Origin of the sequence: uncultured Psychrobacter sp., from assembly GCF_947488565.1 — a bacterium.
GTDB classification, from domain to species: domain Bacteria; phylum Pseudomonadota; class Gammaproteobacteria; order Pseudomonadales; family Moraxellaceae; genus Psychrobacter; species Psychrobacter saeujeotis.
Genome location: NZ_CANKZC010000001.1, coordinates 951,827 through 978,224 on the forward strand (window position 1 = coordinate 951,827; position 26,398 = coordinate 978,224).

Consider the following 26,398-nt stretch of genomic DNA (forward strand, 5'->3'; position numbering starts at 1 on the left):
GGTTTTAGCTTATTTATCAGTTTTTAATATTATTCATTTATTAAGTTAGTACAACATTTATGAGTCAACATAATAAACTCAGCTTATGGCAAAAACTCAAACGGTTCCTGACTGCTTCAGCACCGCAGGCTGTTGTTGATGACGTGAAATTGTCGCAGCATTCCTTATTACTCGAAGCTGAAATTAGCGTTGATAACGATACTGATGTTGATAGCGAAACTAATGATAATAACGAAACTAATGTTAATAAAGATACTGCTACTAATACCCTACAAGCTGGAGCTTATAGCGCCAAGGCTAATAAAAAGCCTAGTGATAACAATGTCAATGATAAAAATGCTAGTAGCATAAGTAGTATAGGCTCTGCTAAAACAGATATTCGCGATTCTAATGGTATTGATAGTGCTACTGGTGACAAAAATAACCGCGAGAACTCTAAAGCAGATACACCGAATCAGACTGCCGAACTAGGCCGTAATACCGACATAGCTATTGTCGATTATCTTAAGCAGTATTTTAATGATAAACAGTGGCACTATATCCATTATCGACCAAAAACCAACGACAGCCAGCAATCGCACCATTTATCCTTGAGGATGCGTAATAAACAACTAGAATGTGGTTATCTGTTCCGCGTACAAGAGAAAAACAACCTGCTAGCGGTCTATGGTATTTTGCCGTTTTTGGTGCCAGAGAGTCATCAAAACGCAGCCATGTTACTTATCACCCAAATTAATTATGACATGCTGATTGGCAATTTAGAGATGGATGTGAATGATGGCGAAATACGCTACAAACATGCTATCGATGTCGAAGCAGTTGGTATTAATGATCATATCATTGAGCATCTGCTACAAAGCGTGATTGCCATGACGACAGTTGCTTACGAGATATTTGATGATTTAATCAATACTCAAGACCCTGCTGAAGATATGCAAACGTTACTTATAGAGCTACGTCAGCAAGCAGACTCTAGAACCTTCTTTCTTCCGACTCAGTTTGTTCAATAAAGATGCTCAATTTAAAAAAGTAACACAACAAACTTACTTTGAAAACCTTAAGGCGAGGCTGATAGAAATTTTCGTAGCCTCTGTCTGCGTAGGCACAGCAAGCAAGAAGATTTTTATCAGCCTCGTATGCAGATGAGATGTATAACACTTTTATTTAGTAGAGACTATAATCCTATCTTTTATGGCCTCTAAACTATTAAAGACAATAAAAAATGCTTTCACAAACTCCTTATCACCCTCTTAAACACCGACACAATTAAACATTATGCTAAAAATTGCTTACTCTGAAGTCTTCCGTTATTCCGTACCCGACAAGCATCGTTTTCCCATGCAAAAATATACGATGATTCCTGAGCGACTGCTTAACGAAGGGACTATCACGACCGAGAATTTTTTTGCGCCTGCTCGTCTAACAGAAAATGAGATATTAACCACCCATACTGAGGACTATTGGCATAAGCTTAAAACCCAAACGCTGCCACGCAAAGAAGCGCGCCCTATCGGTTTTGAGATGACCGAAGCGTTAGTAGATCGTGGTCGCCATATTGCCCATGCCACTTATGAATGTGCGTTATATGCCCAGCAATACGGTGTCGCGATGAATGTCGCAGGCGGCACCCATCATGCGTTTGCCGATCATGGCGAGGGATTTTGCGTCTTTAATGATGTTTGTATCGCCAGTAATTTATTATTAGACCGTGGACAGGCGCAAAAGATTTTAATCGTTGATTTGGATGTCCATCAAGGCAATGGTAACGCCAGCATTATGGCGGATGAGCCGCGCGTTTTTGTGTTTAGTATGCACGGCGCTAAGAACTATCCGTTTCGTAAAGAAATATCTGACTTAGATATTGAGCTGGACAACGATACGGGTGATGCAGAATATTTACAGATTTTGATGGATACGCTGCCACGCCTAATTAGCGACGTCGCACCAGACATGATTTTTTATCAGTCTGCAGTCGATGTGCTCGCGACCGATAAGCTAGGTAAACTTGGCTTAACGCAAGATGGTTGTAGGGCACGCGATGAGTACGTCTTGAAGCAAGCAAAAGCCGCTAACATTCCAGTCGCTATCGTCATGGGCGGTGGCTATTCAGAAGATGTTGAAGATGTGGTCGAAGCGCACTGTAATACCTTTCGGGTGGCCCAGCAGCTGTATTTTGGCGCGATGGCCGGTTAAATAGCATATAGAAAGTCGACACAAAACAACGTAAAGCGACTAGCGAGATTTATATGGCAAAAATATTGATAATTATAGGCATTGTGCTGGTTACTATTGGCGTTATTTGGCTACTGTTTCCAAGCGCGTTTTCGTGGATAGGCAATCTGCCAGGCGATATCAAACATACCTCAGGCAATACACGGGTTTATTTTCCAGTGGTCACGATGATAGTCATCAGTGTCATCGCGACTATCGTGCTAAATTTATTCAATCGCTAGTCATATTTTACGTTAACTTGAAAAGCACTGCCTATAGTCAACTCATTTTAAAACCCAGCAGCCCGTAATTATTGATGGCTCGATTCTATTTGGTACTAACTACACTACAAAAACGCCGTAATCCCTTGCCAGCCTACGCGTATACCAAGTACGGTAAGAATCAATAAAATAAGCTGACGAAAGCGTGCTTGCGGTAAGTAACGACGCAGGCGGATACCGACTAAAAGCGCAGCAATAGATAGGACACTCAGCAGAGTAATCAGCTGCCATTCACTACCGCTCAGCGCCATGATAGGCTCACGCAATACGATAATTTGGGCAATTTTACCCAGTAAATAGCACATGTTGCCGACTTTAGCGATGGTGTTTTTATCGTTACTTGCGGACAATAAATACATCATTAGTATGGTCGACATCGCGTTGGTCGCGCCACCAATGACGCCTGCACTAAAGCCAACGATAATCAGCACAGGCTTAGTATCAGGCAGACGTATTTGCTTACCAAGTAGTGCACTTATCACATAAAAGCCGATGACAGCCGCCAAGACTAATAAGATATAAGCACTATCTACCCACAGCAGTAGCTTTGCGCCCAAAATACTACCGAGCAGGCTGGTTAGCGCGAGCAGCCAATAGCGTCTGCCGTAATAAATAAAGTTTTGCCAGATACTACGTCCGCCACCAGCTAGCCAAGTCATTGCATTTAGCAATAATGACGGAAATATCACCAAGACAATGGCATGTGGCAGCGGGTACATGCTGGCAAGTGCAGTAGTAGTCACTAACGTTACACCCAGCCCACTAATACCATGTAGCAATGATGCTAGTGCAAAAATCACAATCAGCAATAACGTCTGGGTGCTATCGCTATCAGCTATATCCGTCATAGTAGCTCTAACCGACATAATATTTGCGACTTGATATTTGTGACTGAATAACTAGCCATTTAGACGTTGCGTCAAGGTCTTGCCGATAATAGTAGCGAGCTGCTCAGCAATCTTATCCTTACTTGCTTTTTCTAATGTCACCGTATCATGGGCATAGCGCTCTGAGAAAAACACCTGCATCGCATTGTCATCGCTGGCAAAACCAATGTCTGAGCGTGACACATCGTTACAAGCAATCAAATCTAGATCTTTAGCAGCTAGCTTACCGCGGGCATAGTGCTCTACATCTTGGGTCTCTGCTGCAAAACCGACGACAAACATATCAGGGTAGGCATGTGAAATAGTCGCTAAGATGTCAGGGTTTTTGACCAGATTTAGCGTCATGGCATCTTGGGTTTTTTTGATTTTTTGCGGGGCAGCTTCTTGCGTACGATAATCGGCGACGGCTGCCGTGGCAATAAAGATATCAGCATGGCGCAAGTTATCTAAGGGCAATGTATCCAAATTACCGTTTGACGTTATATCTCCTGACGCGACACTTTGCTGCTCTATTTGATCGTCCGGCTCATGGCAGTCACATTCTGCTCGTTCATGCTCGTGATGGTTATGCACATGATGGTGTTTATGATCATCGATCTGTTCATTTTCAGTCAGTGACAATAGCGCAGGATGCGTACCAGCCACACATTGTTGGGCAGTCGTTAGCATCTGTGCGGCAGACAACACATCGATACGGGTGACCCCAAGCGGCGTTGGTAGCGCGACTTTACCGCCAGCGATGAGTGTCACTTGCGCGCCTGCTTCTACGCAAGCCTGTGCCAATGCAAAACCCATTTTTCCTGAAGAGTGATTGGATAAATAGCGCACCGGATCGATTGCTTCAACAGTGGGTCCTGCGGTAATAACGACCGTTTTACCAAATAGATGCTGTGGGATGGTTTGCTGCGCACTAAATAAGCGCACCTCTGCTAACAATTGCTCAGGCTCAGGCAAGCGCCCTGCCCCTACATCACCGCACGCCTGCTCACCGCTGGCAGGCTCAATAATATGATAATTCATATCAGCTAGCGTCTGCACATTTAAGCTTACTGCTGGATGCGCCCACATTTGCTGATTCATCGCTGGGGCAACCAATACTGGTGCGGTAGTTGCAAGGCATACTGTAGTCAATAGGTCATCAGCCATTCCCATTGCCAACCGAGCCAAAGTATTGGCTGATGCTGGGGCAATCACTATCAAGTCGGCCCACTTGGCAAGCTCAATATGCCCCATGCCAGCCTCAGCACGCTCATCAAGCAATGAGATATGTACCTCGTTACCAGTCAAGGCTTGTAGAGTGAGCGGCGTGATAAAGGCCTGCGCGCCTGTCGTCATAATGACACGCACATCAAACCCCGCTTTAATCAATAAACGGGCAAAAACAGCAGATTTATAAGCAGCAATACCACCAGTAATAGCAAGCACAACATTAGACATAGGCATAACATCAATAAAAGGTTAGAAGATAAAATTGCGTTTATAGTAACAATTATGCGATAAATTGGGGAAAGTTTTCTCTTCCAATTTTGTTTGCTTTTTCGATTAATTAAAATCAACCCATATTTAAGGAAAAATAGTGGCTATAAAAGATTGGCACGAAGACGACAGACCGCGCGAAAAGCTGCTGAAATTTGGTGCAGCGCATTTAACTGATGCAGAAATTTTGGCAATATTTTTACGCACTGGCACTCAATCACAGTCTGCTATTGAACTTGCTCGTCATCTGATTGATCAGTTCGGTAGCCTTGCTGAGCTTCTAGCGGCACCGCAAGAAACAGTACTTGCCTGCCATGGTATCGGACCTGCCAAATATACACAAATATTAGCCTCGCTTGAGATGGGTACACGCTATCTGGACAGTCAGCTCAAGACTGGTCAAGCGCTTGGGCGCTCACAAGCAGTCAAGGACTATATCAGTACGCAATTACGCGGCGAGCATCGTGAGGTCTTTGCCGTGCTTTGTCTCGATAACGCTCTGAACCTATTGAACTTTGAGATACTCTTCACTGGTGGTATCTCTTCTTGTTCAGTATGCATCAAGCACGTATTGCGTCATGCCTTAAGCCATGCAACCAGTCAGTTAATCGTGGCTCATAACCATCCTCATGCTGATGCACAGCCATCGACAGCAGATAACCTGTTAACTTATGAGCTAAAAAAAGCCTGTGATTTACTTGATATCACTTTTATAGACCATATTATCGTTGGTCGTAACGACACCTTATCTTACGCTGAAAACTGTTTGTCTCCCTTTTAATTCAAATATCACAAAATTTTTTTGTTTTATTTAAAAAAACTAAAAAAAAAGAAGATAGACTGATACATATTGTCGACATAGCGTAGCATTTTGTCTATTGATAGTTTACGAGAACTATTTCATATTGGTAGATAAAATTGTCTTTATAGCCTGTTTTAATAAACGATTAGATTTAATCAGGCTCTCAAGCAAGGATAAAAGAACAAGCTCAGAAATAATATAAATAAGATGTATGACGATTGGCTCATTATCGACTCTGATTACTAATACTACCTATATTTTTTATTTCCCGATTCTCACCCACGTTTTGCCAAGGAGACAGTCATGGCGATTGGCTTATTTATTTTAGCAGTAATCATTCAGTTAGCCGTTGTCCTGGCCATATTTTTACTGTCTTTATCTCGTGTCACTGGTAGTATCGTTGCCATTATAACTGTCATAGTTACTGCGTTTATAAGCCCATGGTCGCTCATATTGGGGGTTCCGATAGCGCTTTTGTGTTTGATGTTGTTGATTGCTCCCATACGCCAAGCGCTTATTACCAAGCCTGTTTATAAAGCTTTAAGCGGTGCCATGCCAAGTATGAGTGATACTGAACGCGAAGCGCTTGATGCGGGTACTAGCTGGTGGGAAAAAGAGCTATTTATGGGTGCGCCAAACTGGGACACCTTTGCCAACTACCCTTACCCTGAGCTGTCAGAACGCGAACAAAGCTTCATCGACAATGAGGTTGAGACGCTATGTGCCATGCTTGATGAATGGGAGATTACTCAAGATTATAAAGACCTAACCCCGCAGACTTGGCAGTTTATTAAAGCCAATGGCTTTTTGGGTTTGATTATTCCTGAGGAGTATGGCGGTTTAGAATTTAGCTCCTATGCTCAAAGTCGCGTAATGAGTAAAATCGCTTCACGCTCTTCAACGGCTGCGGTCAGCTGTATGGTGCCAAACTCACTTGGTCCTGGTGAGCTGCTCATGCACTATGGTACAGATGAGCAAAAACAACGCTGGTTGCCTGGACTGGCCATAGGCGAAGAAGTGCCTTGCTTTGGCTTGACGGGGCCTGAAGCTGGTTCTGATGCTGGCGCTATCCCTGATACAGGGGTGGTTTGCTACGGTACCCATGAAGGCGAGCATATGCTTGGTCTGCGCATGAACTTTTCTAAGCGCTGGATTACGCTTGCTCCTATCGCAACTGTCGTGGGACTGGCATTTAAAATGCACGATCCAGAAGGCTTGCTTGGCGATCCTAATAAGACTGATTATGGTATCACTTGCGCTTTAATACCTGCTGACCACGAAGGCGTCATCGTGGGGCCACGTCATTATCCAAGTGGCTCGCCGTTTATGAATGGTACGGTTGACGGTACAGATGTCTTTATTCCACTAGATTATATTATCGGCGGCGTCGAAAATGCTGGTCGTGGCTGGCGTATGCTGATGGAATGTCTTGGGGTTGGGCGCGGCATCTCCTTGCCAGCGCTTTCGACGTCAGCGAGCGAGATGAGTTACTTATCAGTCAGTGCCTTCTCAAAAGTTCGCGAACAGTTCAAAATATCGGTTGGTAAGTTTGAAGGTGTCCAAGATGCCACCAGTCGTATAGCCAGTAATACCTATATGTTAGAGGCGTTTCGACATCTGGTTACTTGCGGTCTTAACCAAGGTGGTACGCCATCGGTGATGACGGCCATGGCGAAATACTATGCAACCGAGACTATGCGTGAAGTCGTCAATGATGGTATGGATGTCGTTGGTGGCCGTGCTATTCAAATGGGACCACGTAACTTTTTAGCCTCCCTTTATCAAGCTATTCCAGTCTCTATCACGGTTGAGGGTGCAAACATTTTGACACGCTCGCTTATGATCTTTGGTCAAGGCGCTATGCGTTGTCACCCATATCTGTTCGATGAGTTGCAATTATTACAAAGTGAAGATAAAAAAGATGCGCTAAAGCAGTTTGATAATTTATTCTTTAAGCATTTAGGTTACACTTTTAATCGCGGAGCAAAAGCCTTCGTCGCAGGATACGTTGGGGGTAGCAACAACGCGCCAAGCTTTGCAGACGGTTTCACTCGCCCCTACTACAAGCATATCAACCGTTTGAGCGCTGGTTTCGCTCTTACTGCCGATATGGCCTTAGGCCTACTTGCTGGTGACTTAAAGCGTAAAGAGATGCTGTCGGGACGCTTGGCTGATATTCATGGTCATCTATTTATTGCCACCGCTATTTTGCAGTTTTACGAGCATGGTACTAAGTCAGAAGCAGAACGTTTACACGCAGAGGTCGCCTTACAAAATAGCCTATATACTATTCAAGAAGCCTTTGTTGCGTTTTTTGCCAACTTCCCTAATCGGATGGCGGCCAATGTGGTTAGCTTTGTGACATTCCCAAGTGGACGTATCTTTACGCCAGCTAGTGATGAGCTCAAAGCCAAATTGGGTGATACCTTTATGGATGATCATGAAGCCAATCCATTTCGTGATTATCTCAAGACCATGGTGTACTACAATACTGATCCTGATGATGTTACTGGACGTATGGAACACGCTTATCAAACCTTGCTCGAAGTTGAACCACTATGGCAAAAGTTCAAAAAAGCAGAACATGATGATAGCTTCGAGGGCTTAACCTTTGAAGATCACGTAGTCCATGCCAGCCAAAGTGGTGTTATTACTGAAAGTGAGGCTGAGCAATTAATTAAATACAACGCACTACGCTTTGATTCGCTACTTACCGATGTACTTGATGAGCATCTATTACATGTACAAGAGCGCTTTAATCCGCATAGTTTAGAGAATGCGGTACATCAGCTGACGGATTATGCTGAACTCAAAAGCGCAGCTCAGGCTAAAAATGGTATATCAGCCAGTGATACTACAATCAAAGACACTGAGTCTACTGGCGATGACAATCCAGCTCATGGTTATGAGTCAGATGGCGATGTCAAAATGGCTGACGAACAAAGTATGGCCGAGGAAGTCACTGCACAAACTGACTTCGATGAGGCCCATCCTGAAGCTGAAGCACTTGATCATCGTAGTCGAGACGCTGAGTCGACGCTTAGCGAACGTATGAGTTACAATCATAGTAGAGGTATTGATACTCAACTAGACACAGATAATAGGCATCTAAATGCTCACAATGGTCATGAAAGTAGCGAGGGAGAAAACGTTTCTACGCAAGGCGCTAAATGGCAAGACGGTCTACGCCGTGAAGAAGATGATAAGGTGTGATGAAAGCGTAGTTAATATTCTTTAAGTAACTGGGCAAGCTACAAAAATAAAAACTTCAAAAGCAAGACTGTCAAACTATGGCAGTCTTGCTTTTTTTGACTGTGCCACTATCAAATTTTTGTATGTTAGGACAGTTATATTAAACCATTAATAACATAAGTATATATGGTACAAGACCTAACCTTGTCCGAAAATGTATTGGCGAGATTTATGTACTTAAGAGAGGTTCAACCCATAATGAATATATCAAACTGATCAGTGATTAGCTAAGTAAGAGTAAATAAAAAAATTTGTTTCCATAACGAAAACAAAATGTTTAGAATAAATGACAGCTATTCTTTGGGCACATAGCTTTTGTAGGCGGTCATATCAATAATTAAATATGACTTAGATGAGAAAAAAAATCTTGCAGTGCCCCTAACAATTCTTTTATATTGTCCACCGAAACGCGAGACTAAAAAGAATTTAGGCGTAACAGGGCTTTTAAGGAGATTGATAATGATGACTATGATATTAGTCATACTGATTTAATCATCAGTTTTATTGCCAAAAGTTACGTATACCAAGGATATAAGTTATGTGGAAAAATATGGGACTGACAGGCAAGATTATTGTTGCCATGGTACTCGGTATTATACTGGGTTTATTTTTGAACTATTCCGGACTCAACGCTGAAGGCAGCTTTGTTAATACCTATGTAACCAATGGCTTTTTTGCCATTATTGGTAAGCTGTTCGTCAACTCGCTAAAGATGCTGGTGGTACCTTTAGTATTAATCTCACTTATTTGCGGTGTTTGCGGTATTGGTGATATTCGCTTACTTGGCCGTATTGGTACCAAGACCTTTCTTATTTATATGATGACGACAGCCTTAGCGATTGCAACTGCAATTGGGCTTGGTATTTTGTTTGGCATCGGTAAAGGGATGGATATCGAAACCGAAGCCGCTTTTGAAGCCAAATCTGCGCCGCCACTACTTGATGTATTCTCCAACATCATCCCATCAAATCCCATCAGCGCGATGGCAAACGGGGATATGTTATCTATTATCTTCTTTGCTATTTTGATTGGTATTAGTATTTTGATGGTTGGTAAGCCTGCCAAAGGCTTAGTGCAAAGTTTAGAGCTTATCAATGAGGTCATCTTAAAGATGGTCACCATCATTATGAACCTTGCCCCTTATGGTGTGTTTGCACTTTTAACGAAAGCCATGGCTGAGCTTGGTTTGGATCTTATTTGGTCATTGCTTGGTTATGTCGCTGTACTGGTCGGCTCTCTTGCTTTCCATTTTTTCATTACGATGATGATTGTACTCAAGCTATTCTCAGGTTTATCGATCAAGACTTTCTTAGCAAAAATGCGCGAAGTACAGATTTTTGCATTTAGTACCTCAAGCTCAAACGCCACCATTCCTATTACCTTACGCACCGTGACCAAGCGTATGGGGGTCAATAACTCAGTTGCATCGTTTACTGTGCCTTTTGGGGCGACCATCAATATGGATGGTACAGCGATCATGCAAGGTACTGCGACTATTTTTATTGCCAATATTTATGGGGTTGATTTGGGCATTACCGAATATCTGACTGTTATTTTGATGTCAGTATTGGCCTCTGTTGGCACAGCAGGTGTACCAGGGGTAGGTCTAATCATGCTATCAATGGTATTTGCTCAAGTAGGCTTACCTATCGAAGGTATTGGTCTGATCTTAGGTGTGGATCGTATCTTAGACATGTTGCGTACTGCAGTGAACGTTGGCGGTGATGCAGCGGTGACAACAATTGTGGCAAAGTCAGAAAACAAAATGGATCTTGCCATCTATAATGACCCTCATGCTGGTGCAAAAGATGTATTTGATGGTCATATTGATGAAGACAATGAGCGTGAATTTTCGCAGGTCTTTAGCGATGGATTGATGGGTAGTGAGTACGATGATGTCGATCGTCGCAAATAACTACTCATAAATTACTCGTAAATAATGACAGGCAATAGTAGGACAACTTGATATTTTAAAATATAAAAAACCCCAGACTAATTAGTTTGGGGTTTTTTATATCTTGGTTTTTGTAGCTGTTTTATAGTATTTGTAGAGCATTGGCGGTTATTGGCCATCAGCCTAACCGAATACGTATTTAGTCAACATCGCCAAGCATACCAATACAATCACTGGTCGAATCAGCTTACTACCGCCTTTGACCACCATATGTGAGCCAAAATAGGCACCTATTGTTTGACCAACCATCATAGCCAGCCCCACTTTCCAAAGCACATTACCACCTAGAATAAAAAATATCAGTGAGCCAATATTGGTAGATAGGTTCAATACTTTGGCAGCTCCAGTCGCTTCAATAATCTGCCGACCTCGCAAAGCGACATTACCCAGCGCAAAGAACATACCCGTACCTGGTCCTATATAACCATCATAAAACCCAATCAATGGTGCCACGACTTTTTGCCACTTACTTTCTGAAATACGCGGTGCAGCCTCCACTTCACCGAGTCTAGGCGCAAATAAGGTATAGATTCCAATAGCGGCGATCAAAAACGGAATCAGCCTTTCTAACAGATCAGGTGGTGATAGTTGTACAGCGATAGTACCAATAACTGAACCGATAAAAGCGGCAATAATGGCGATCTTTATACGCTGAGGTTTGACCACCCCTTTTTTAACCATGGTAATGGAGGCCGCTAAGGCGCCTGAAGCCGCCTGCAATTTATTGGTGCCTAAAGTGAGCACTGGTGGTATATTGGCCAGTAGCATTGCTGGTATAGTAAGTAGTCCACCGCCACCTGCGATAGCATCGATAAAACCGGCGAGCGCCGCCACTGCAGTGAGCATTAAAATGATTTCTAGGGTTAAAGATACGTCCATAGAGATGGCCTTGTTATAAAATTCTCATAAAAACAGCCAAAAACACTAGACCGCTCGCCAAGCGGCCTTTAATATTAATATCAACATAAATATTAAAATAGAATAGTGGATGGGTTGAGGTATTGGTTGAAAAGCGACTTATTATAAAGTCAAAACTGTCAAAAACCAAAAATGCAGTAAAGTCCGTTGGTTTTTTTGTCACGATTATAGGCGTACTTAACGGTAAACACTATCATGTCATAACATTATAATTTATGATAACGCTCGCAAATCTGTCTATGACAATCGCCTTTTATCAATAGTAGTGGCTACTATCTGTCACAAAACATAAAATACTTTTTGGCAATAAAAAACATCAGAAAAATGTGATAACCCTAAAACATTCAACGGATCGTAAGAGCGTTATTGATCATACCAGCATGTTTATAACGCCTATCATAAGGTGATGATGTGCGCTGATATATATTGTTTAACGCATTTTATTGTTTATATTGATGAATTTATGAGAAACTAAAGCGAGCTATCAGCGTTGTCATAAAGCTGTTAGATAGGCGTTTAAGTTTACAGTATATATTTAACAAATGAGGATAATATGGCAATACAAAAAGTTAGGGCATTTTTTAACCTCGATGCTTCAGGTGGTATTGTATTAGCTTTGGCGGCTATCGCAGCCATGATCGTCGCCAATAGTCCTCTCAATGTTTGGTACGAATCTTTTATCCACGCACCCGTTTCTATTCAAATCGGTGATTTTGGCATTGCCAAAGATGCTCATCATTGGATAAACGATGGTTTGATGGCAATTTTCTTTTTCTTAGTCGGGCTTGAGCTCAAACGCGAAGTGCTGATTGGTGAGTTATCCAACGTCAAGCAGATCATCCTGCCAGCAGGTGCTGCATTGGGCGGTATGATCGTGCCAGCTATCGTTTACCTACTCTTCAATTACAATGAACCGGAGTTTTGGAAAGGCTGGGCTATTCCAGCGGCAACCGATATTGCGTTTGCTCTTGGTATTTTAAGCCTGCTTGGCAACCGCGTGCCCAACTCTCTAAAAGTATTTTTGGTATCTATTGCTATCTTTGATGATATTGGTGCTATTTTAATCATTGCCTTGTTTTATACCAGCGAGTTATCGTTGAGCTCACTAGCCGTCGCAGGCTTGTGTCTGCCTTTTTTATATTTACTGAATCGCCGAAACATTACGAGCATCACACCCTATTTGCTCATCGGCGTTATTATGTGGATCGCGGTGCTCAAATCTGGCATTCATGCAACGCTAGCAGGTGTTGTATTAGCGCTATTCATTCCATTATTTGACCGTACCGATCCTGAGCATTCACCGCTTGAAGAGCTTGAGCACGATCTGCAAAACACCGTATCCTATGGTATTTTGCCATTATTTGCGTTTGCCAACTCGGGCATCTCGCTTAAAGGCGCAGGGTTCGATGAGCTATTCCATTCAGTGCCCCTCGGTATCGCTGCAGGACTATTTATCGGCAAGCAAGTGGGTGTTATGGTCATGTGTTGGCTCATCTTTAAGCTCGGTATCTCGACCATGCCAAGAGGTATGGATTATAAGCAGATTTACGGGGCAGCTTTATTGTGCGGTGTGGGCTTTACGATGAGCTTATTTATTGGTGGCTTAGCATTTGCTGGCGACACCTCGTTATTCGATGAGCGTTTAGGTATTATTATGGGCTCTATCGTATCTGGTATTGCCGGTTATATTATGCTTAAACTGAGTTTAAAAGACAGCGTTAGTGGTACGTCAGTCGACTTAACACGCCATTGATGTTTAAGCAGATGGCTTATGACAGTGGTTGTGACAACTGATTACTATTAGCAGCCGTCGTGATGGTACATTATTACTATGAAACCCAAAGACGCTTTTATAAATGACTCTTCTACGCCTAGTGATCCGCTAGTACAAGATAAAGTATCTGTACCAAGCTACCAACGTCACGGGCGTACTACAGCGATTACAGATCATAGCGATTTACAAGTTCTGCGCCGTATCAGACGTTACCTGCTACCTAGAGACTTTACTGTCTCACAATCATTATTAGATGAGATGGTGGCAGGCTACGACATTGGGGACCCGCTGGCAGATGCCTTGGCAACTGACGGTGTGCGTTTTGCAAAACCCTTACAAAAACTCATCATCGATGACCAGCCAAACGTCAATCTTGCAACCAACCCCTCATTTAACTCATTAACCGAGCAATTTAGTAGCCATCCTGATTGGTTTGATCCCAAGCTTGCGCAGATTGGGGCAGTCGCCTATCGCCGTTATCCGCTGATGCTCATCTGGCTACTGCGTAATGTTGCACTTATGGCAGGCTATAGCATTCCTGCTCTCTCCTTACCGCTCATTCAGACTGGCGCTTTGATGCACGATGCATTACCACGCTTAATGCGCACCTATGCTTATATATTGGCTGTATCTGAACACCCGCAACTAGATCTCAGCGCGCGCAATAATTGCAAGCCTATTGATCAGGTGTTGGCGATCGGCTCTGAGGGCTGGCGACAGTCCATTCAAGTACGCCAAATTCATACCTTGGTACGGCAAAACTTACTCAAAGGCAAAGGCAACGCGGCCAAAGGTGTTATACCAAATGCTGATCAGCATCATAATCCTGATGGAACTTGGAATACGGCCTATTGGGGCGTTCCCATCAATCAGACGGACATGATCGCTACCCATTTACAATTTTCGTTATTGATTATGCGCGGACTGCAGTTATTGGGAGCGCGTATCAGTAAAGAAGAAGCTGAAGGTATCTTGCATCTGTGGAATCTTGCCAGTTATTGGATGGGGGTTGACTTACAGCGCCTACCAAAAGATGAGTCTGCGTGCTGGGAGTGGCTATACACCTACTTATCTATTCAACAGCTAGACTTTAAGATGGGTCGGCCACTTGCCAAAGCTTTGCACGACTTGCCACGTCAGCTAATGGGCGAGGACAATCGACGTGGACGCTTCGTTGAGATGGTGAATGCCAGTGTGACCCGCACCTTAGTCGGCGATGATATCGGCGATGGACTAGATCTACCCAGATCAAAGGTACGTTTTGGGGTATTGTCCTCAGTGCCTATTTTGTTTGCGCTTGATACAGCGCGCCAGCATAACAGTGGCATCGCTGATAAGCTTGAGCAGTTTCGCGCTAAACGCCAAGACAATATGAACTGGTGGCTCAAGAAAAACGATGACTACTATAAATAAAAAACATAGCTTAAGAATATTATTAGTAGTAAATAGAATATCCTGAACCATTATCAATAGCGTCAACAATAACTATAATAAATCCACAAAATACTCAGATAATGCTTTTTTATTAGATAAAGATGCATAAGTGTCTATAAGCTGACAACTCTTACAATCTACTATCTTGTATGCGGTAGTACCATTCAAGCTGTCGATCAAACCCAGTTTCTAGTAGACTTGCAATGACGCGTCCGGTTAGCCCCCATACTGTCTCACCATCGACTTGCCAGCTGGGTGTCAGCATCGTCGCCACTTGATCTTGCATCGCGTACTCTACTGCATATTCTACAGTTGGCTGAGTAAGCAAGGTTTCAAAATCTGCCCAAAAGATGCGTGATATCTCTCCCATCTCAGGCACCAATACCAAACCTGGAGCAATGAGCGCCACGATTGGACGCACACTCATGCCGCTTTTAGAGGTTTGAATAGGTAATTGACCCAATAGCTGCACTTTATTTGGTGGTAGCGCCGTCTCTTCGCAAGCTTCACGTAAGGCTGTGACAACGTTGTTGCCATCACCTACTTCATACTTACCACCAGCACAGGAGACCTCCCCTGCATGACTGTTCATATGGGCGGCGCGACGTGTCAGCAGTAACTTAGGATGGCGCTCATGGGTAATGGCCACCAATATCGACGCATCAGCGATTGGCGTTTGGTATAGACTGTCCAAAATACGGGCACTACGGGAAGTACTGTAAGAATGATATACCGCAGGACTGGTGACAGCATTTAAAGTCTCATGCTGTACTCGCTCAGCCAATGTTCTGAGCGTAGGGTGACGAATAAACGTGGGGACAGCGACTGACAGTTTATCAAATTGTGCAGACTGCGAAGGTATTAACATTATTATTGGCCTATATTTTTATCAGTGTTCAGTGTCATTAAGCTAGGTTATCTATAAAAATTCTCAAAAATAATAAGACTTATCATCAATCAAGTCGCTAAATTTATCAGTATATTATTTAAGAAACGCTAGTGAATAAGATTTTTTCGTTGAATAAAATGCAAGGCAGAATTGATGATTGCCCGCAAAGACTGCCCTTAGTTATTATTGGACTGGCTTGGCTTGGCGGTACATTAGCAACCGCCGCCTTGGCATTGATTGGCAATTGGCAAAATGTTGCTATGATTTTGGGCTCATTTGGTGCCAGCTGTTTGCTTATTTTTGCTTATCCAGAAAGCCCATTCGCTCAGCCAAGAGACATTGTTGGCGGCCATTTTATTACCACTTTTACTGGTCTAGCATTTATGACGATATTTGGTATTGAGTGGTGGAGCTTGGCACTCGCTGTCGGTACTGCCATTGCGCTTATGCTATTGTTTCGGGTACCGCACCCGCCTGCAGGCTCGAACCCACTAATTGTCATGCTTGGCGGTGTCAAATGGCATTTTTTGGTCACCCCAACACTGGTAGGCGCGCTCGCCTTGGTTGTCGTTGCCCTGATTTATAACAACATCGGTAGAGGCAGACACTATCCAAGATATTGGTAATGTCGCTCAGACATACTAAGCTATATCCTGCTTTGTAGTTTAGATTAGCCCAATCTGGTCATCACTACCCCACTTTTACGTGACTGGCTATTCTTCATCAAGCCAGTCATACTTTATAAGGGTAAATAACTGGCGTAACATCGGAGTCATATTTGCTCTATTGCAGATAAATGACGTGTTCATGTTACCATTATTCAGCATTGCCTTGTTTTGTGCTATCTTAAAACAACGTTCTTAAGATAACGTTTAAACTCAAAATAATGTTTAGACCTAGAGTTATACCTGTTGGCTATACTTATAAAAGCTAAAAACATGACGTTAGTAAAAACATTCTAAAAATTAAACATCTTTTACCACTCTTTTTATCTCACCAAAATAAGGCAGTTGATATGCGCTATTGTCTAGCATGTGGTCATGAAGCGGAACGCAAGATACCAGCGACTGATAATGTACCGCGTCTGGTATGCCCAAACTGTGGTTACATTCACTACGAAAACCCAAAGGTAATTTGTGGCTCTTTGGTAGTACACAAAGACAGAGTGCTGCTATGTCGCCGTGCTATCGAGCCTCAATATGGCTTATGGACCATACCAGCAGGCTTTATGGAAAATGGTGAAACCATGGCTGAAGGTGCCGCACGAGAAAGCTTTGAAGAAGCCGACGCTGTTGTTCTCAATCCTCATTTGTACTGTATTTATGACATTCCAGATATTGGCCAAATCTACAGTATTTATTTGACTGATTTAAAGGATGGCGCTTACGGCATTGGTTCTGAGAGCTTGGACTGTGCTTTGTTTAGTGAAGAAGACATTCCATGGGACAAGATTGCTTTTGAGGCAGTACGCCGTACATTGACCAGCTATTTTGCAGATCGTAAGCAGTTCGATGATTTGTCTGACTTTCCTATTCATCAAGACCTTATTGGTAAAGATCAAAGTATCAAGCGCTATTGAATCAGAGGCAAAATAACAAAAGCCAAGCATTATACTTGGCTTTTTGTATGCGACTTACTATCTCATAACCGCTACTGCTCTAGCTTTTAATTTTGCAAACTTTAAAGCCCAAATCTTTGACACTGTCTTCTTTATCATAGGGCGCGAGTACCGCACGTACATGCTTTTGGCCCTGCAAGTACTGCTTGGCCACACGCTGTAAGTCCTCGACCGTCACGGCCAAGATGGCGGCTCGCATCTTACGTTGCCAGTCTGCACTGCGCTGGTGGAGATCAGCAAAACAAGCTTTAATCGCTTCACCTGCTGGCGAGCCTGGCTTGTCCATCCCTGAGATAATTCCTAAGATGGCTTCTTCTAGCTGTTCAGCCGTTTGCGGCTCGTTTAACAACCACTCAATACTGGCATCAAAGTGCGCAAAAGTTTCGGCACAATGCGGATCACGGTAGCTAAAGAACTTAAATGCACAAGCATTGGCATCGTAACCAGCTCCGCCACCATAAGCACCGCCGCGCTCGCGAATAGCACTATGCAAGTACCCATTACGCAAGTAAGGTGCTAATACCATAAGCGCTGCCGTATCTGGATGGTCAGCGGCCGGAGCGGTATAAGCGCTAGCATTATGATAGACGTTGGTCGGCACTAGCCAAGCTATATCTTCAACATCAGCAGTAGTACCGCTTTCTATCGCTCTCACCGCGTCTTGTTCGCCATTTAATGCTGGATCAAGTTGCAAGTCTGCAAACTCGCTTGGGATATTATCTTCAATACCAGCATCAGAACTTTTCAGCTTTTCAGCCAGCTCAGGGGCACGGCTGTCTTGCCAGCTATCGACAATCAAGTTGCTTAAGCGTTCGGTTTGCTCCGCTTCACAGATGATAACCGCGTGCTTAGGCAAACTAATCAAACGCTGATGCAAGTCCATCAAGCTGCTTGCCAACTTATCCCACTGCGCCTCATCCGTACTTGCCTGCGTCAAAAACGCTTTCAGTGCATTGAGTGCTGGTAAGCCACTGCGCACATATTCTAGCTGCGCTTGGCGACTCATACCGCGACTGGCCGTTTGCATGGCATAAGCGTGGCCCGATCCTGCAAGGTTCGATTGCCAGCTGGCTTGACGCTGCTGCAAGATCTCTTTGATACGGTCATGCTCGGTAAAGACGCTGTGCTCCATCACTTCTTTGAGCAAGTCAATCGCTTCAGGTTTACGGTTTAGCGCACGCGTTGCAACGACAAAATAACTACTGATAGATTGGCTATCATCGATATTGGTGCGCTGACTAATACGCGCTGTCACTCCAGAAGAATGCGCAGCTTGCTTAGCCTGCAGCTCATGAGCACTCAAGGAGTCCGTACCCAGCTCAGATAATAGACTTAGATAAATAGGCAGCAGTGGGTGATTAATCACTTCATTAACCGGTAATTCATCACAGTTACGCTCACCGATTGCATCCGTCAACGGTACAATGACTTGATAATAATAGAGGCCATTGGTACCTGCTTCATACTCAAACAAGGTGCTGTCTTGCCCATTCAAACGCACAGGCTGTTGCGTGCCTTGTTTAAAGCTAATATCTGCTGGTACGTCTTCTAGACCAACTTTTGGCAAGAGGCTGACATCATCGGGTGCAGTTTGACGCGCTGCTAAATCCAGCGCTTGCTTGTGCAAGATATCTTTGTCATCAACGGTCAAATCCATAGCGATGGTATCAAGACGGGTCTGCTCAGCGGCTGCCAGACGGGCTGACTTTTCACTATCTGGCGTTAGTGTGACACGGACACGATGCTGATTATCGAGTAAATGCTGTTTAATTAAATTAGGCAGCCATTGCTTATCTTTTACTTGTTCACGTAGCCACTGTAGATGCTCATCGACCTCCCAGACATCAATAGGATTGCCATCATGAATCGCCGTGCTAAAGCCTTCTAACATCAGATTTAGACCATAAGGAATGCTATCACCGCCGATATGGCGCTGATCGATCTCAATTTGGTGCAAGATGGTTTCAATGGTGTCATCATCGATTGGATTGCTTGCAACTTCAGTCAGCAAATCAATAATACCCTGCTCTACCGCTTCGGCATGCTCGGGGTTTGAACCACGCAGACCGGTATAAAACACCATCTCGTAATGACTGTCATCAAGCCCCAATAATGGACTTGGTGCCTTACCTAATGGATGACTGTCAAGATACGCACGTAATGGCGAACCTGAGTGTTCGACCAGCACACCTTCTAATAAGCGCAGAGCCAAACGCTGCTTGGGATCGGTAATCGATGGCAGTAACCACGCCACCACGTGATGGGTCTGATCAGGGCCTGTCTCGTCAGCAGTATAAGTATCGACAGCGCTAATCGGTGCAGACAAACGCTGCTCAGGGCGTGACACATGCTTTTTACCTGCTTCAAATTGGCTCAAAGCATCGTCATGGATTTTCGCTTGGGTCTCAGCTACCGGAATATTACCAAAGCTCATAATGACGCTGTTTGATGGATGATAATGACTGCGGTGAAACTCAACCAGTTCAGGATGGGTCAAGTCTGGAATATCAGCAGGATCGCCGCCTGAATTGTAATGATACGTCGTCGTTGGGAACAAATGATGCGCGACTGTATGATATAACTGATCAATCTCACCACTCATTGCGCCTTTCATCTCATTAAAGACGATGCCCTTAAACTGCGGCTTATCATTTTCGTCAAGCTCTATGCGGATGCCTTCTTGAGCAAAATCAAGCGGATGAATATTGGGGAAAAACGACGCATCAAGATAAACGGCAAGCAAGTTAAAATAATCGTTTTTATTTTGGGTGGCGTACGGGTACGCTGTCCAGTCAGCCGCCGTCATTGCATTCATAAACGTATTTAATGAGCGCTTAATCATCGAAAAGAACGGATCACGTACTGGAAACTTCTCAGAGCCACATAAAGCCACATGCTCTAAGATATGCGCCTCACCTTTTGAATCCATAGGCTGGGTGCGAAAACCCACCAAAAACGCATTTTCATCACTTGGATGCGCTAAATGATAATGCATCGCGCCAGTTTTGATGTGCTGACTGATCAGCACATCCATCGACAGTGCTTCAATATGGCGATGCTCAATCAGCTCAAACGCTGGATGCAACGTTAAGTCAGCGGTAAACGGTGTGTCAGTCATAGTTATCCTTATAGCTTATAATATAATGTAGAGAGCGCCCAATGAGCTGGGTAAATATGAGAGTCTAGCCTCAAAATTGTGCCAAATATTTTTAATATTTAGTTATTAAACGTTGATTGGTCAGTAAATTATTTAAAAACTAACTTAGCGCTTATAGATGGGGCTAATATATTGATAAGTCAAGGTCGCCAACGCCAAACCACCAATAACGTAACAATAACCACAATTAAAATATGGCTTTATCCCTTAACAAAGATGCCCAGTACTGCTAGTATTAAATTATCCATCAATAGGAGCACATTATGAGCTATCAACATGTTTTATTGGTTACTGACTTGTTATCTGATGCTGATATAGTCGCCCAAAGAGCCAAACGTATCCTAGCAGGCTCTCCTAAAGCCAAATTATCGGTCTTACATATCGTTGAAGATGATATGGTGCGTTTTGGCTATGAGCTGGTACCAGCGTCTAGCTTATCAGGAGATAATGATGGTGAGCACTGGCAAAAGGCCCGAGCCAAGCTTGCGCTCTTTCTTAAGCGCAATAATTTACAGGCGGTCAATTCTGAAGTGACTGCTGCTATCTCTAATGACAAAGGCATCATCAATTATTGTCATGAAAAAAACGTCGATTTATTGATTATCGGACGTCATGAACGACATGGTATCGCTGCGTGGCTGGTTGGGGCAACAGCGGACAATATCTTGCCTAACACGCCTTGTGATAGCTTAGTAGTCAAGCTTAATCAGCCAGTACTTGAGTAAGGTTATCGTAACCATATGACCGGTTGCTTGAAACATTGCAGCCAATTAAACGCTGTTAAATAGGCTAATAAGTAATTTGAGCGGTGTCTTTAAAGAATACAATAAAGAGTGCAACTCACTACTTAACAGCAGTCATCAGTAGTGCTATAGTTAAAACTACTTGCTACGAGGAGACCCTCATGAGTTACCAACATATTTTATTAGTCACTGACTTATTGGCTGATGCCGACATAGTTGCTCAAAAAGCCAAACGCATCGTTGATAACCGTCCTGGCTCCAAGCTATCAGTATTACATATCGTCAAAGATACTATGGTTGGCTTTGGTTATGAATTGGTACCTGCCTCAAGCCTATATGATGAGATTGATGATGAGCGCTGCCAAGAAGCACGGGCAAAACTGGCCCAGTTTTTGGAGCGTAATGATCTAAATGCGGTAAACTCTGAAGTGACGACTGCCATCTCTAACAGTGAAGGCATTGTTAATTATTGCCATAAAAATGAGGTTGATCTATTGGTCATTGGTCGTCATGAACGCCATGGTATTGCTGCATGGATTAGCGGTGCGACCGCAGATAACATTCTGCCAAATGTACCCTGCGACAGTTTAGTCGTCAGGCTTGATAAACCAGTATCAAAACGTAGCTAATAGAGTTGATATAGGTATTGCTTATTAGCTCATTAATAAATAAAAAAAGCGCACTGTAGCTACTTGTCTACGGTGCGCTTTTTGCATATTTCTGCATGACAATCTTACCTACCTAATGCATTGATACCTAAGTGTATTACTCTTGAATAATATCTATAAATGCTTGCCAGATTGGACTTTTATGGCGGGCTTTGTGCCAGACCAACCACCAAGTCCGCGACAGATCAATACCCGTTACCTTCACTTGTACCAATTTTTGCGCCGTCAACTCTGCTTCAATCACATGCTGCGACAAACAGCCAAGCCCAATATCGGCACTGACCATATTTTTAATCGCCTCTGACTGCTGAATCGCCATAACGACTTCGACATCTGGTAAATGCTTGAGTAATTGCTCGTCGATAATTTGTCGCGTGCCCGAGCCTGCTTCACGTACCAACAACGGTAATGTTGCCAGCTGTGTTACAGTCAATTTATAACACTGCTCATCTGCACTATACTCCGCCCAATCGGTTAGCCATTTACTATCGTATTTAGCAAATATTACTAAGGTATCTGTACGCCATTCTTGCTGCTCGATGGCTTTTACGTCTGTCGGACGCGGCATGCCTTCGACTAAAGCGATATCAATATTTAACTGTTCAACTTCATGAATGACTTCTTGGGTGTTGGCAATATACATATCGACGTTAGCGTCTGGTAGCGCTTTATACAGCTGGGCTAATAGTGGTGGTAACACATAATTGCCGATAGTCGTACTCGCACCAATATGAATCTGTCCTGCTTGATACTGATGATACTGCTCAAGTGTCAAAGACTGGCTTAGTAGTGCCTGCGCCTGTACATAAACCGGATGCGCATTTGGATGTTGATTAAGCCTGCGCCCTACTCGTTCAAATAGAGGCATTTGTAAGCGCGCTTCTAGCTCGGTCAGTGCGCTACTGACTGCTGACTGTGATAGATGCAGCGCTTCGCTGGCAAGGCTGGTACTACCTGTCTGATAGACACTAACAAATACTGCCAGTTGCCGCAAAGTGATCTTTGGTACAGTCTGAACGGTCTTCTTCATCAATCGCGATTGCCTTTTATCAAGATACTCTATTAACCTAAAATTTCGATAGGTTATACCTTATTAATCTGTTTTTATTATAAAACAAGTTGTCTTATACTGTCTATTCATAAGCTTATGCTTATTTTGATTATCGACAATAGGATGCGTCCCTTATGCACGCTTTTGCCCAATCAGTGAATCATTATTTTCCAAACAACCGTCACTTAGCAGGATTGGTTGTCGTGCTGATCGGTAGCTTATTTTGCCTATGGCTTAATAACAGTTTGAATACTTGGTCGAATGGACAGATCGTGGGTCTGTCATCTTTGACATTGGCTATCTTATTTGGAATGATCCTTGGTAATACGATTTATCCTAATTTCGCTGAGCGCTTAAATGCTGGCGTGGTCTTTGCTAAGGGTCAGATTTTACGTCTTGCCATTATGTTTTATGGTTTTAAACTGACAATAACACAGGTTGCAAGCGTTGGCATGCCAGCGGTTATGACAGATGCACTAGTACTGACATCGACATTTTTACTGACGTATTGGCTAGGCACAAGGTGGTTAAAGGTCGATAAAAAAACCACTTTATTGATTGGTTCCGGCGCTAGTATTTGCGGTGCAGCGGCGGTCATAGCGGCAGAGCCAGTGGTCAAAGCTGAGGCGCACAAGGTTACGATTGCAGTAGCGACAGTGGTCGTGTTCGGCACTATAGCCATGCTACTTTATCCATTTTTGTATCACCTTGGTTGGTTACAGCCTTGGCTTAGTGCCGAGCAATACGGCGTCTATACTGGCTCAACCGTCCATGAAGTGGCACAGGTTGTTGTCGCTGGTAATGCAGTGAACACTGAGGTTGGTAATACTGCAGTTGTCACCAAGATGATACGCGTCATGATGCTCGCGCCATTTTTACTGGTTTTATCATTTGCCTTGACCAAGGGCGATGGTCAAAACAGCGATAAAAAATTATCGTTTATAGCGCGTATTAGACAAGTCAGCGTACCTTGGTTTGCTTTTATCTTTATTGCTATTGTCATACTACATACATGGGTGCCAATGTCTAAAAGCTTTGAGCAAAACATGATTTTACTAGACGATGTGTTACTGACGATGGCTATGTTTGCACTGGGCCTAACCACTCATCTGAGCGCGATCAAGCAAGCTGGCATTAGACCGCTTATTTTAGGTGCAATTATGTTTGGCTGGTTAATACTAGGCGGTGGCCTTATTAATATTGGCATTAGCTTTATCTAGTAGTTTGCCTGTCCATTCTTGAATGCTCATCTCATTACCTAACGTAAAAGGCCTCCAACTACTTATAGTCGGAGGCCTTTTTATGTTTATCATCTAATCTAGTATGATTGACTAAAACTTTTTAAGAAAAACGATTACTAAATCTATTCTCAATACTTTAAATACCAAATCATAGACGAAAAAAAACGAACCCGAAGGTCCGCTTTTTTACATCTATTCATCTAGCTGTCTATAAAGACAAATTAGATAGCAACGATGTTATGTGCTTGTGGGCCTTTTTGGCCTTGAGTTACAGTGAACTCAACTTCTTGGCCTTCAGCCAAAGTTTTGAAGCCAGAACCACTGATTTCGCTGTAATGAGCAAAAACGTCTGCGCCGTTTTCTGGAGCGATGAAACCAAAGCCTTTAGCTTCGTTGAACCACTTAACTGTACCTTTTTGAGTATCTGACATGTCGATAATCCTACTTTTAAATTTATTAATGGTCTAGTGACCGGTAACGCTTGCAAATAGCTACTGAACGATAAATATTAAAACGAAGGATTATAACTAATACTACGAGGTAATGATTTGGTGCAGAACTGCTTTTAAGCTTGGACGTATTATAAGACGTGCAAGCCTATATGGCAAGCTTTATCTTATATTTCATGTAACCGGATATACAATCCTATTTTTTAGTCATCGCTTTGCGCTTACTTGGCATTGGGTAAGCGAAACAAATATATCGCCACTCCACTACATACAAGGGCTATCGCCCATGCAACCCATAGCATATCTGCTGGCAGACGATAAAATAACATTGCCGTTGAAAATCCCATCATCAGTGTTGCAAGCCATTTAGCATACCGAGGAACAGCATGGTTTTCTTCCCAATCGCGAACATATTTACCAAAATACTTGTGATTGATCAGCCAAAAGTGAAAGCGGCGCGAGCTTCTTGCCCAGCAGGCAGCTGCCAATAGTACAAAAGGCGCGGTCGGCATCACTGGCAATAAGATACCGATAATACCCAACACAAAAAACAACCAGCCAAGCGTCACAAACGTCCAGCGTATCGTTGGACTACTGGATTGATTGGTCTTTGGTCGATAGTAAAAGGATTTTTTATTGTCAGTCATAAATATGGTTTCGATACACGATAAAAGACAGATAGCACTATGAACTTATGAAGCGAGAACGCAGATTAAAAAGTAAAGCTCAGCTATCTATATAATTGTGTAAGCATGCTATAACGTTTAGAACGACACAAGTCTATTTTTGCGACATTTTACTATTATTGAGTATATCTGGATAAATTTGACCAACAAAAACCGCTCATAACTTAAATCATGAGCGGTTTTGATTAAACATGCGTTGAAAAAACCTTAAACCAGTATTAACGCAATAATTGGGAATATCAAAAAATACCCAAAAACGGCCAAAATTGCGTACTTGGTTTCGATACCTTTACCATTAAACTGCATTCTCGCCAGCGTATCGCCAAGCTTCAAAATCGAGATACTATAAAAATAAAAGGCAAATAAGAGAAGTACAATGCTAATAGTAAATATCGCGATGGAAGATAGCGCGCCAAAGAGGACAACCGTTCCTGGGAATAAAATCTCACCTTTGATAATTAGGACCAATAAAACAATCGCGGCACCTGATGCAGAGGCATGGAAAAATATAATATCGTGTAAGGTGGCATCAGCTTTATAAAAGCTGGTTTCGATGTTTAGCTTATCGCTACTCAGTGCCCTTGGCATCGAGTCTCTATCAACGATTGATTTATGACCTTTTATATGACTCATGGTCACAAGAAAGGTAAAAAATGTCAGGGCGACCCAAAAGACTACATGTATATTTATCATCATTATTATTCCTAAATCCACTAAAACATGATTTAAAAATATCTTATACACCGACCCCGTCACTTACTTTTTACTTGTGTAAATCCAATTCTTAGAGAAGTCAGTGCGCTTATATTTATACTATCAGCCTTATCGCTTTGATTTGTAATAAAATGTCTAAGACCTGATTTTGCTGTACTGATGCTATATTCCGTCCTAAATAAAATAAGTATAA

At 43.0% G+C, this 26,398-nt stretch carries 22 protein-coding genes; 13 read left to right on the forward strand and 9 right to left on the reverse strand.

Annotation, left to right across the window (positions count from 1 at the left end):
* Window positions 1–59 precede the first annotated feature (59 nt).
* The 3 genes from Q0890_RS03885 (at window position 60) to Q0890_RS03895 (ending at window position 2,453) form a co-directional block, all read left to right on the forward strand.
* Complete coding sequence (locus Q0890_RS03885) at window positions 60–1,010, forward strand: YbjN domain-containing protein (RefSeq protein WP_299217821.1); 951 nt, start codon at window positions 60–62, stop codon at window positions 1,008–1,010.
* A 265-nt stretch (window positions 1,011–1,275) separates the two neighbouring features.
* Entirely contained in the window at window positions 1,276–2,193 is a 918-nt protein-coding gene (locus tag Q0890_RS03890) for a histone deacetylase (protein WP_299217823.1), read from the forward strand.
* Window positions 2,194–2,246: 53 nt separating this feature from the next.
* Window positions 2,247–2,453 (forward strand): DUF2905 domain-containing protein, encoded by a 207-nt coding sequence (locus Q0890_RS03895; protein WP_299217825.1) that lies wholly within the window; start codon window positions 2,247–2,249, stop codon window positions 2,451–2,453.
* 104 nt (window positions 2,454–2,557) lie between these two features.
* On the opposite strand, the gene Q0890_RS03900 is transcribed toward Q0890_RS03895, so the two are convergent.
* Both Q0890_RS03900 and coaBC read right to left on the reverse strand, forming a co-directional pair.
* Window positions 2,558–3,340 (reverse strand): sulfite exporter TauE/SafE family protein, encoded by a 783-nt coding sequence (locus Q0890_RS03900; RefSeq protein WP_299217826.1) that lies wholly within the window; start codon window positions 3,338–3,340, stop codon window positions 2,558–2,560.
* A gap of 51 nt (window positions 3,341–3,391) precedes the next feature.
* Window positions 3,392–4,816, reverse strand: a complete 1,425-nt coding sequence (gene coaBC / locus Q0890_RS03905; protein WP_299217827.1) for a bifunctional phosphopantothenoylcysteine decarboxylase/phosphopantothenate--cysteine ligase CoaBC — start codon at window positions 4,814–4,816, stop codon at window positions 3,392–3,394.
* 139 nt (window positions 4,817–4,955) lie between these two features.
* On the opposite strand from coaBC, the gene radC reads away from it, so the two are divergent.
* The 3 genes from radC (at window position 4,956) to Q0890_RS03920 (ending at window position 10,824) form a co-directional block, all read left to right on the forward strand.
* Entirely contained in the window at window positions 4,956–5,636 is a 681-nt protein-coding gene (gene radC, locus Q0890_RS03910) for a DNA repair protein RadC (RefSeq protein WP_299217828.1), read from the forward strand.
* Window positions 5,637–5,960: 324 nt separating this feature from the next.
* A complete protein-coding gene (locus Q0890_RS03915; protein WP_299217830.1) occupies window positions 5,961–8,870 on the forward strand; it encodes an acyl-CoA dehydrogenase in 2,910 nt (969 codons plus the stop codon).
* A gap of 577 nt (window positions 8,871–9,447) precedes the next feature.
* Complete coding sequence (locus tag Q0890_RS03920) at window positions 9,448–10,824, forward strand: dicarboxylate/amino acid:cation symporter (protein ID WP_299217831.1); 1,377 nt, start codon at window positions 9,448–9,450, stop codon at window positions 10,822–10,824.
* Between the two features lie 162 nt (window positions 10,825–10,986).
* Here Q0890_RS03920 and Q0890_RS03925 read toward each other — a convergent pair whose 3' ends face one another.
* Entirely contained in the window at window positions 10,987–11,742 is a 756-nt protein-coding gene (locus tag Q0890_RS03925; protein WP_058369498.1) for a TSUP family transporter, read from the reverse strand.
* 592 nt (window positions 11,743–12,334) lie between these two features.
* On the opposite strand from Q0890_RS03925, the gene nhaA reads away from it, so the two are divergent.
* Both nhaA and Q0890_RS03935 read left to right on the forward strand, forming a co-directional pair.
* Window positions 12,335–13,534, forward strand: coding sequence for a Na+/H+ antiporter NhaA (gene nhaA, locus Q0890_RS03930; protein WP_299217834.1), 1,200 nt, complete (start codon window positions 12,335–12,337; stop codon window positions 13,532–13,534).
* A gap of 78 nt (window positions 13,535–13,612) precedes the next feature.
* Window positions 13,613–14,968, forward strand: a complete 1,356-nt coding sequence (locus tag Q0890_RS03935) for an oxygenase MpaB family protein (protein ID WP_299217835.1) — start codon at window positions 13,613–13,615, stop codon at window positions 14,966–14,968.
* A 151-nt stretch (window positions 14,969–15,119) separates the two neighbouring features.
* On the opposite strand, the gene Q0890_RS03940 is transcribed toward Q0890_RS03935, so the two are convergent.
* Entirely contained in the window at window positions 15,120–15,857 is a 738-nt protein-coding gene (locus Q0890_RS03940; RefSeq protein WP_299217837.1) for a CoA pyrophosphatase, read from the reverse strand.
* 131 nt (window positions 15,858–15,988) lie between these two features.
* Between Q0890_RS03940 and Q0890_RS03945 the strand changes: the two genes are divergently transcribed.
* Window positions 15,989–16,504: an HPP family protein gene (locus tag Q0890_RS03945; RefSeq protein ID WP_299217839.1), complete on the forward strand. Its 516-nt coding sequence runs from the start codon at window positions 15,989–15,991 to the stop codon at window positions 16,502–16,504.
* A 389-nt stretch (window positions 16,505–16,893) separates the two neighbouring features.
* Window positions 16,894–17,457, forward strand: coding sequence for an NUDIX hydrolase (locus Q0890_RS03950; protein WP_299217841.1), 564 nt, complete (start codon window positions 16,894–16,896; stop codon window positions 17,455–17,457).
* Window positions 17,458–17,536: 79 nt separating this feature from the next.
* Here the strand turns inward: Q0890_RS03950 and Q0890_RS03955 are convergent, their stop codons facing one another.
* Complete coding sequence (locus Q0890_RS03955; protein WP_299217843.1) at window positions 17,537–20,614, reverse strand: insulinase family protein; 3,078 nt, start codon at window positions 20,612–20,614, stop codon at window positions 17,537–17,539.
* A 302-nt stretch (window positions 20,615–20,916) separates the two neighbouring features.
* On the opposite strand from Q0890_RS03955, the gene Q0890_RS03960 reads away from it, so the two are divergent.
* Together Q0890_RS03960 and Q0890_RS03965 are read left to right on the forward strand one after the other, a co-directional pair.
* Window positions 20,917–21,378, forward strand: a complete 462-nt coding sequence (locus tag Q0890_RS03960; RefSeq protein WP_299217844.1) for a universal stress protein — start codon at window positions 20,917–20,919, stop codon at window positions 21,376–21,378.
* Between the two features lie 179 nt (window positions 21,379–21,557).
* Window positions 21,558–22,025, forward strand: coding sequence for a universal stress protein (locus Q0890_RS03965; protein WP_299217846.1), 468 nt, complete (start codon window positions 21,558–21,560; stop codon window positions 22,023–22,025).
* A 136-nt stretch (window positions 22,026–22,161) separates the two neighbouring features.
* Here the strand turns inward: Q0890_RS03965 and Q0890_RS03970 are convergent, their stop codons facing one another.
* Window positions 22,162–23,094, reverse strand: coding sequence for a LysR substrate-binding domain-containing protein (locus Q0890_RS03970; protein ID WP_299217847.1), 933 nt, complete (start codon window positions 23,092–23,094; stop codon window positions 22,162–22,164).
* A 155-nt stretch (window positions 23,095–23,249) separates the two neighbouring features.
* Between Q0890_RS03970 and Q0890_RS03975 the strand changes: the two genes are divergently transcribed.
* Window positions 23,250–24,335 carry a YeiH family protein gene (locus Q0890_RS03975; protein WP_299217849.1) on the forward strand — a complete coding sequence of 362 codons (1,086 nt, stop codon included), beginning with the start codon at window positions 23,250–23,252 and terminating at the stop codon, window positions 24,333–24,335.
* A 242-nt stretch (window positions 24,336–24,577) separates the two neighbouring features.
* Here the strand turns inward: Q0890_RS03975 and Q0890_RS03980 are convergent, their stop codons facing one another.
* From Q0890_RS03980 to Q0890_RS03990, 3 genes are all read right to left on the reverse strand, one after another.
* Window positions 24,578–24,787, reverse strand: coding sequence for a cold-shock protein (locus Q0890_RS03980; RefSeq protein WP_075102704.1), 210 nt, complete (start codon window positions 24,785–24,787; stop codon window positions 24,578–24,580).
* Between the two features lie 239 nt (window positions 24,788–25,026).
* A complete protein-coding gene (locus Q0890_RS03985; protein ID WP_299217852.1) occupies window positions 25,027–25,452 on the reverse strand; it encodes a YbaN family protein in 426 nt (141 codons plus the stop codon).
* 246 nt (window positions 25,453–25,698) lie between these two features.
* Complete coding sequence (locus tag Q0890_RS03990; RefSeq protein ID WP_299217854.1) at window positions 25,699–26,187, reverse strand: hypothetical protein; 489 nt, start codon at window positions 26,185–26,187, stop codon at window positions 25,699–25,701.
* Between the last annotated feature and the right edge of the window lie 211 nt (window positions 26,188–26,398).

What these genes read in the sequence shown, in the direction of transcription:
- Q0890_RS03965 (WP_299217846.1), top strand. Translation starts at nt 21,558, where the DNA reads ATGAGTTACCAACATATTTTATTAGTCACTGACTTATTGGCTGATGCC.
- Q0890_RS03935 (WP_299217835.1), top strand. Translation starts at nt 13,613, where the DNA reads ATGAAACCCAAAGACGCTTTTATAAATGACTCTTCTACGCCTAGTGAT.
- Q0890_RS03990 (WP_299217854.1), bottom strand. Translation starts at nt 26,187, where the DNA reads ATGATGATAAATATACATGTAGTCTTTTGGGTCGCCCTGACATTTTTT.
- Q0890_RS03950 (WP_299217841.1), top strand. Translation starts at nt 16,894, where the DNA reads ATGCGCTATTGTCTAGCATGTGGTCATGAAGCGGAACGCAAGATACCA.
- Q0890_RS03900 (WP_299217826.1), bottom strand. Translation starts at nt 3,340, where the DNA reads ATGACGGATATAGCTGATAGCGATAGCACCCAGACGTTATTGCTGATT.
- Q0890_RS03975 (WP_299217849.1), top strand. Translation starts at nt 23,250, where the DNA reads ATGCACGCTTTTGCCCAATCAGTGAATCATTATTTTCCAAACAACCGT.
- Q0890_RS03895 (WP_299217825.1), top strand. Translation starts at nt 2,247, where the DNA reads ATGGCAAAAATATTGATAATTATAGGCATTGTGCTGGTTACTATTGGC.
- Q0890_RS03955 (WP_299217843.1), bottom strand. Translation starts at nt 20,614, where the DNA reads ATGACTGACACACCGTTTACCGCTGACTTAACGTTGCATCCAGCGTTT.
- Q0890_RS03960 (WP_299217844.1), top strand. Translation starts at nt 20,917, where the DNA reads ATGAGCTATCAACATGTTTTATTGGTTACTGACTTGTTATCTGATGCT.
- Q0890_RS03890 (WP_299217823.1), top strand. Translation starts at nt 1,276, where the DNA reads ATGCTAAAAATTGCTTACTCTGAAGTCTTCCGTTATTCCGTACCCGAC.
- nhaA (WP_299217834.1), top strand. Translation starts at nt 12,335, where the DNA reads ATGGCAATACAAAAAGTTAGGGCATTTTTTAACCTCGATGCTTCAGGT.
- Q0890_RS03980 (WP_075102704.1), bottom strand. Translation starts at nt 24,787, where the DNA reads ATGTCAGATACTCAAAAAGGTACAGTTAAGTGGTTCAACGAAGCTAAA.
- Q0890_RS03940 (WP_299217837.1), bottom strand. Translation starts at nt 15,857, where the DNA reads ATGTTAATACCTTCGCAGTCTGCACAATTTGATAAACTGTCAGTCGCT.
- Q0890_RS03925 (WP_058369498.1), bottom strand. Translation starts at nt 11,742, where the DNA reads ATGGACGTATCTTTAACCCTAGAAATCATTTTAATGCTCACTGCAGTG.
- Q0890_RS03915 (WP_299217830.1), top strand. Translation starts at nt 5,961, where the DNA reads ATGGCGATTGGCTTATTTATTTTAGCAGTAATCATTCAGTTAGCCGTT.
- Q0890_RS03920 (WP_299217831.1), top strand. Translation starts at nt 9,448, where the DNA reads ATGTGGAAAAATATGGGACTGACAGGCAAGATTATTGTTGCCATGGTA.
- Q0890_RS03970 (WP_299217847.1), bottom strand. Translation starts at nt 23,094, where the DNA reads ATGAAGAAGACCGTTCAGACTGTACCAAAGATCACTTTGCGGCAACTG.
- Q0890_RS03885 (WP_299217821.1), top strand. Translation starts at nt 60, where the DNA reads ATGAGTCAACATAATAAACTCAGCTTATGGCAAAAACTCAAACGGTTC.
- coaBC (WP_299217827.1), bottom strand. Translation starts at nt 4,816, where the DNA reads ATGTCTAATGTTGTGCTTGCTATTACTGGTGGTATTGCTGCTTATAAA.
- Q0890_RS03985 (WP_299217852.1), bottom strand. Translation starts at nt 25,452, where the DNA reads ATGACTGACAATAAAAAATCCTTTTACTATCGACCAAAGACCAATCAA.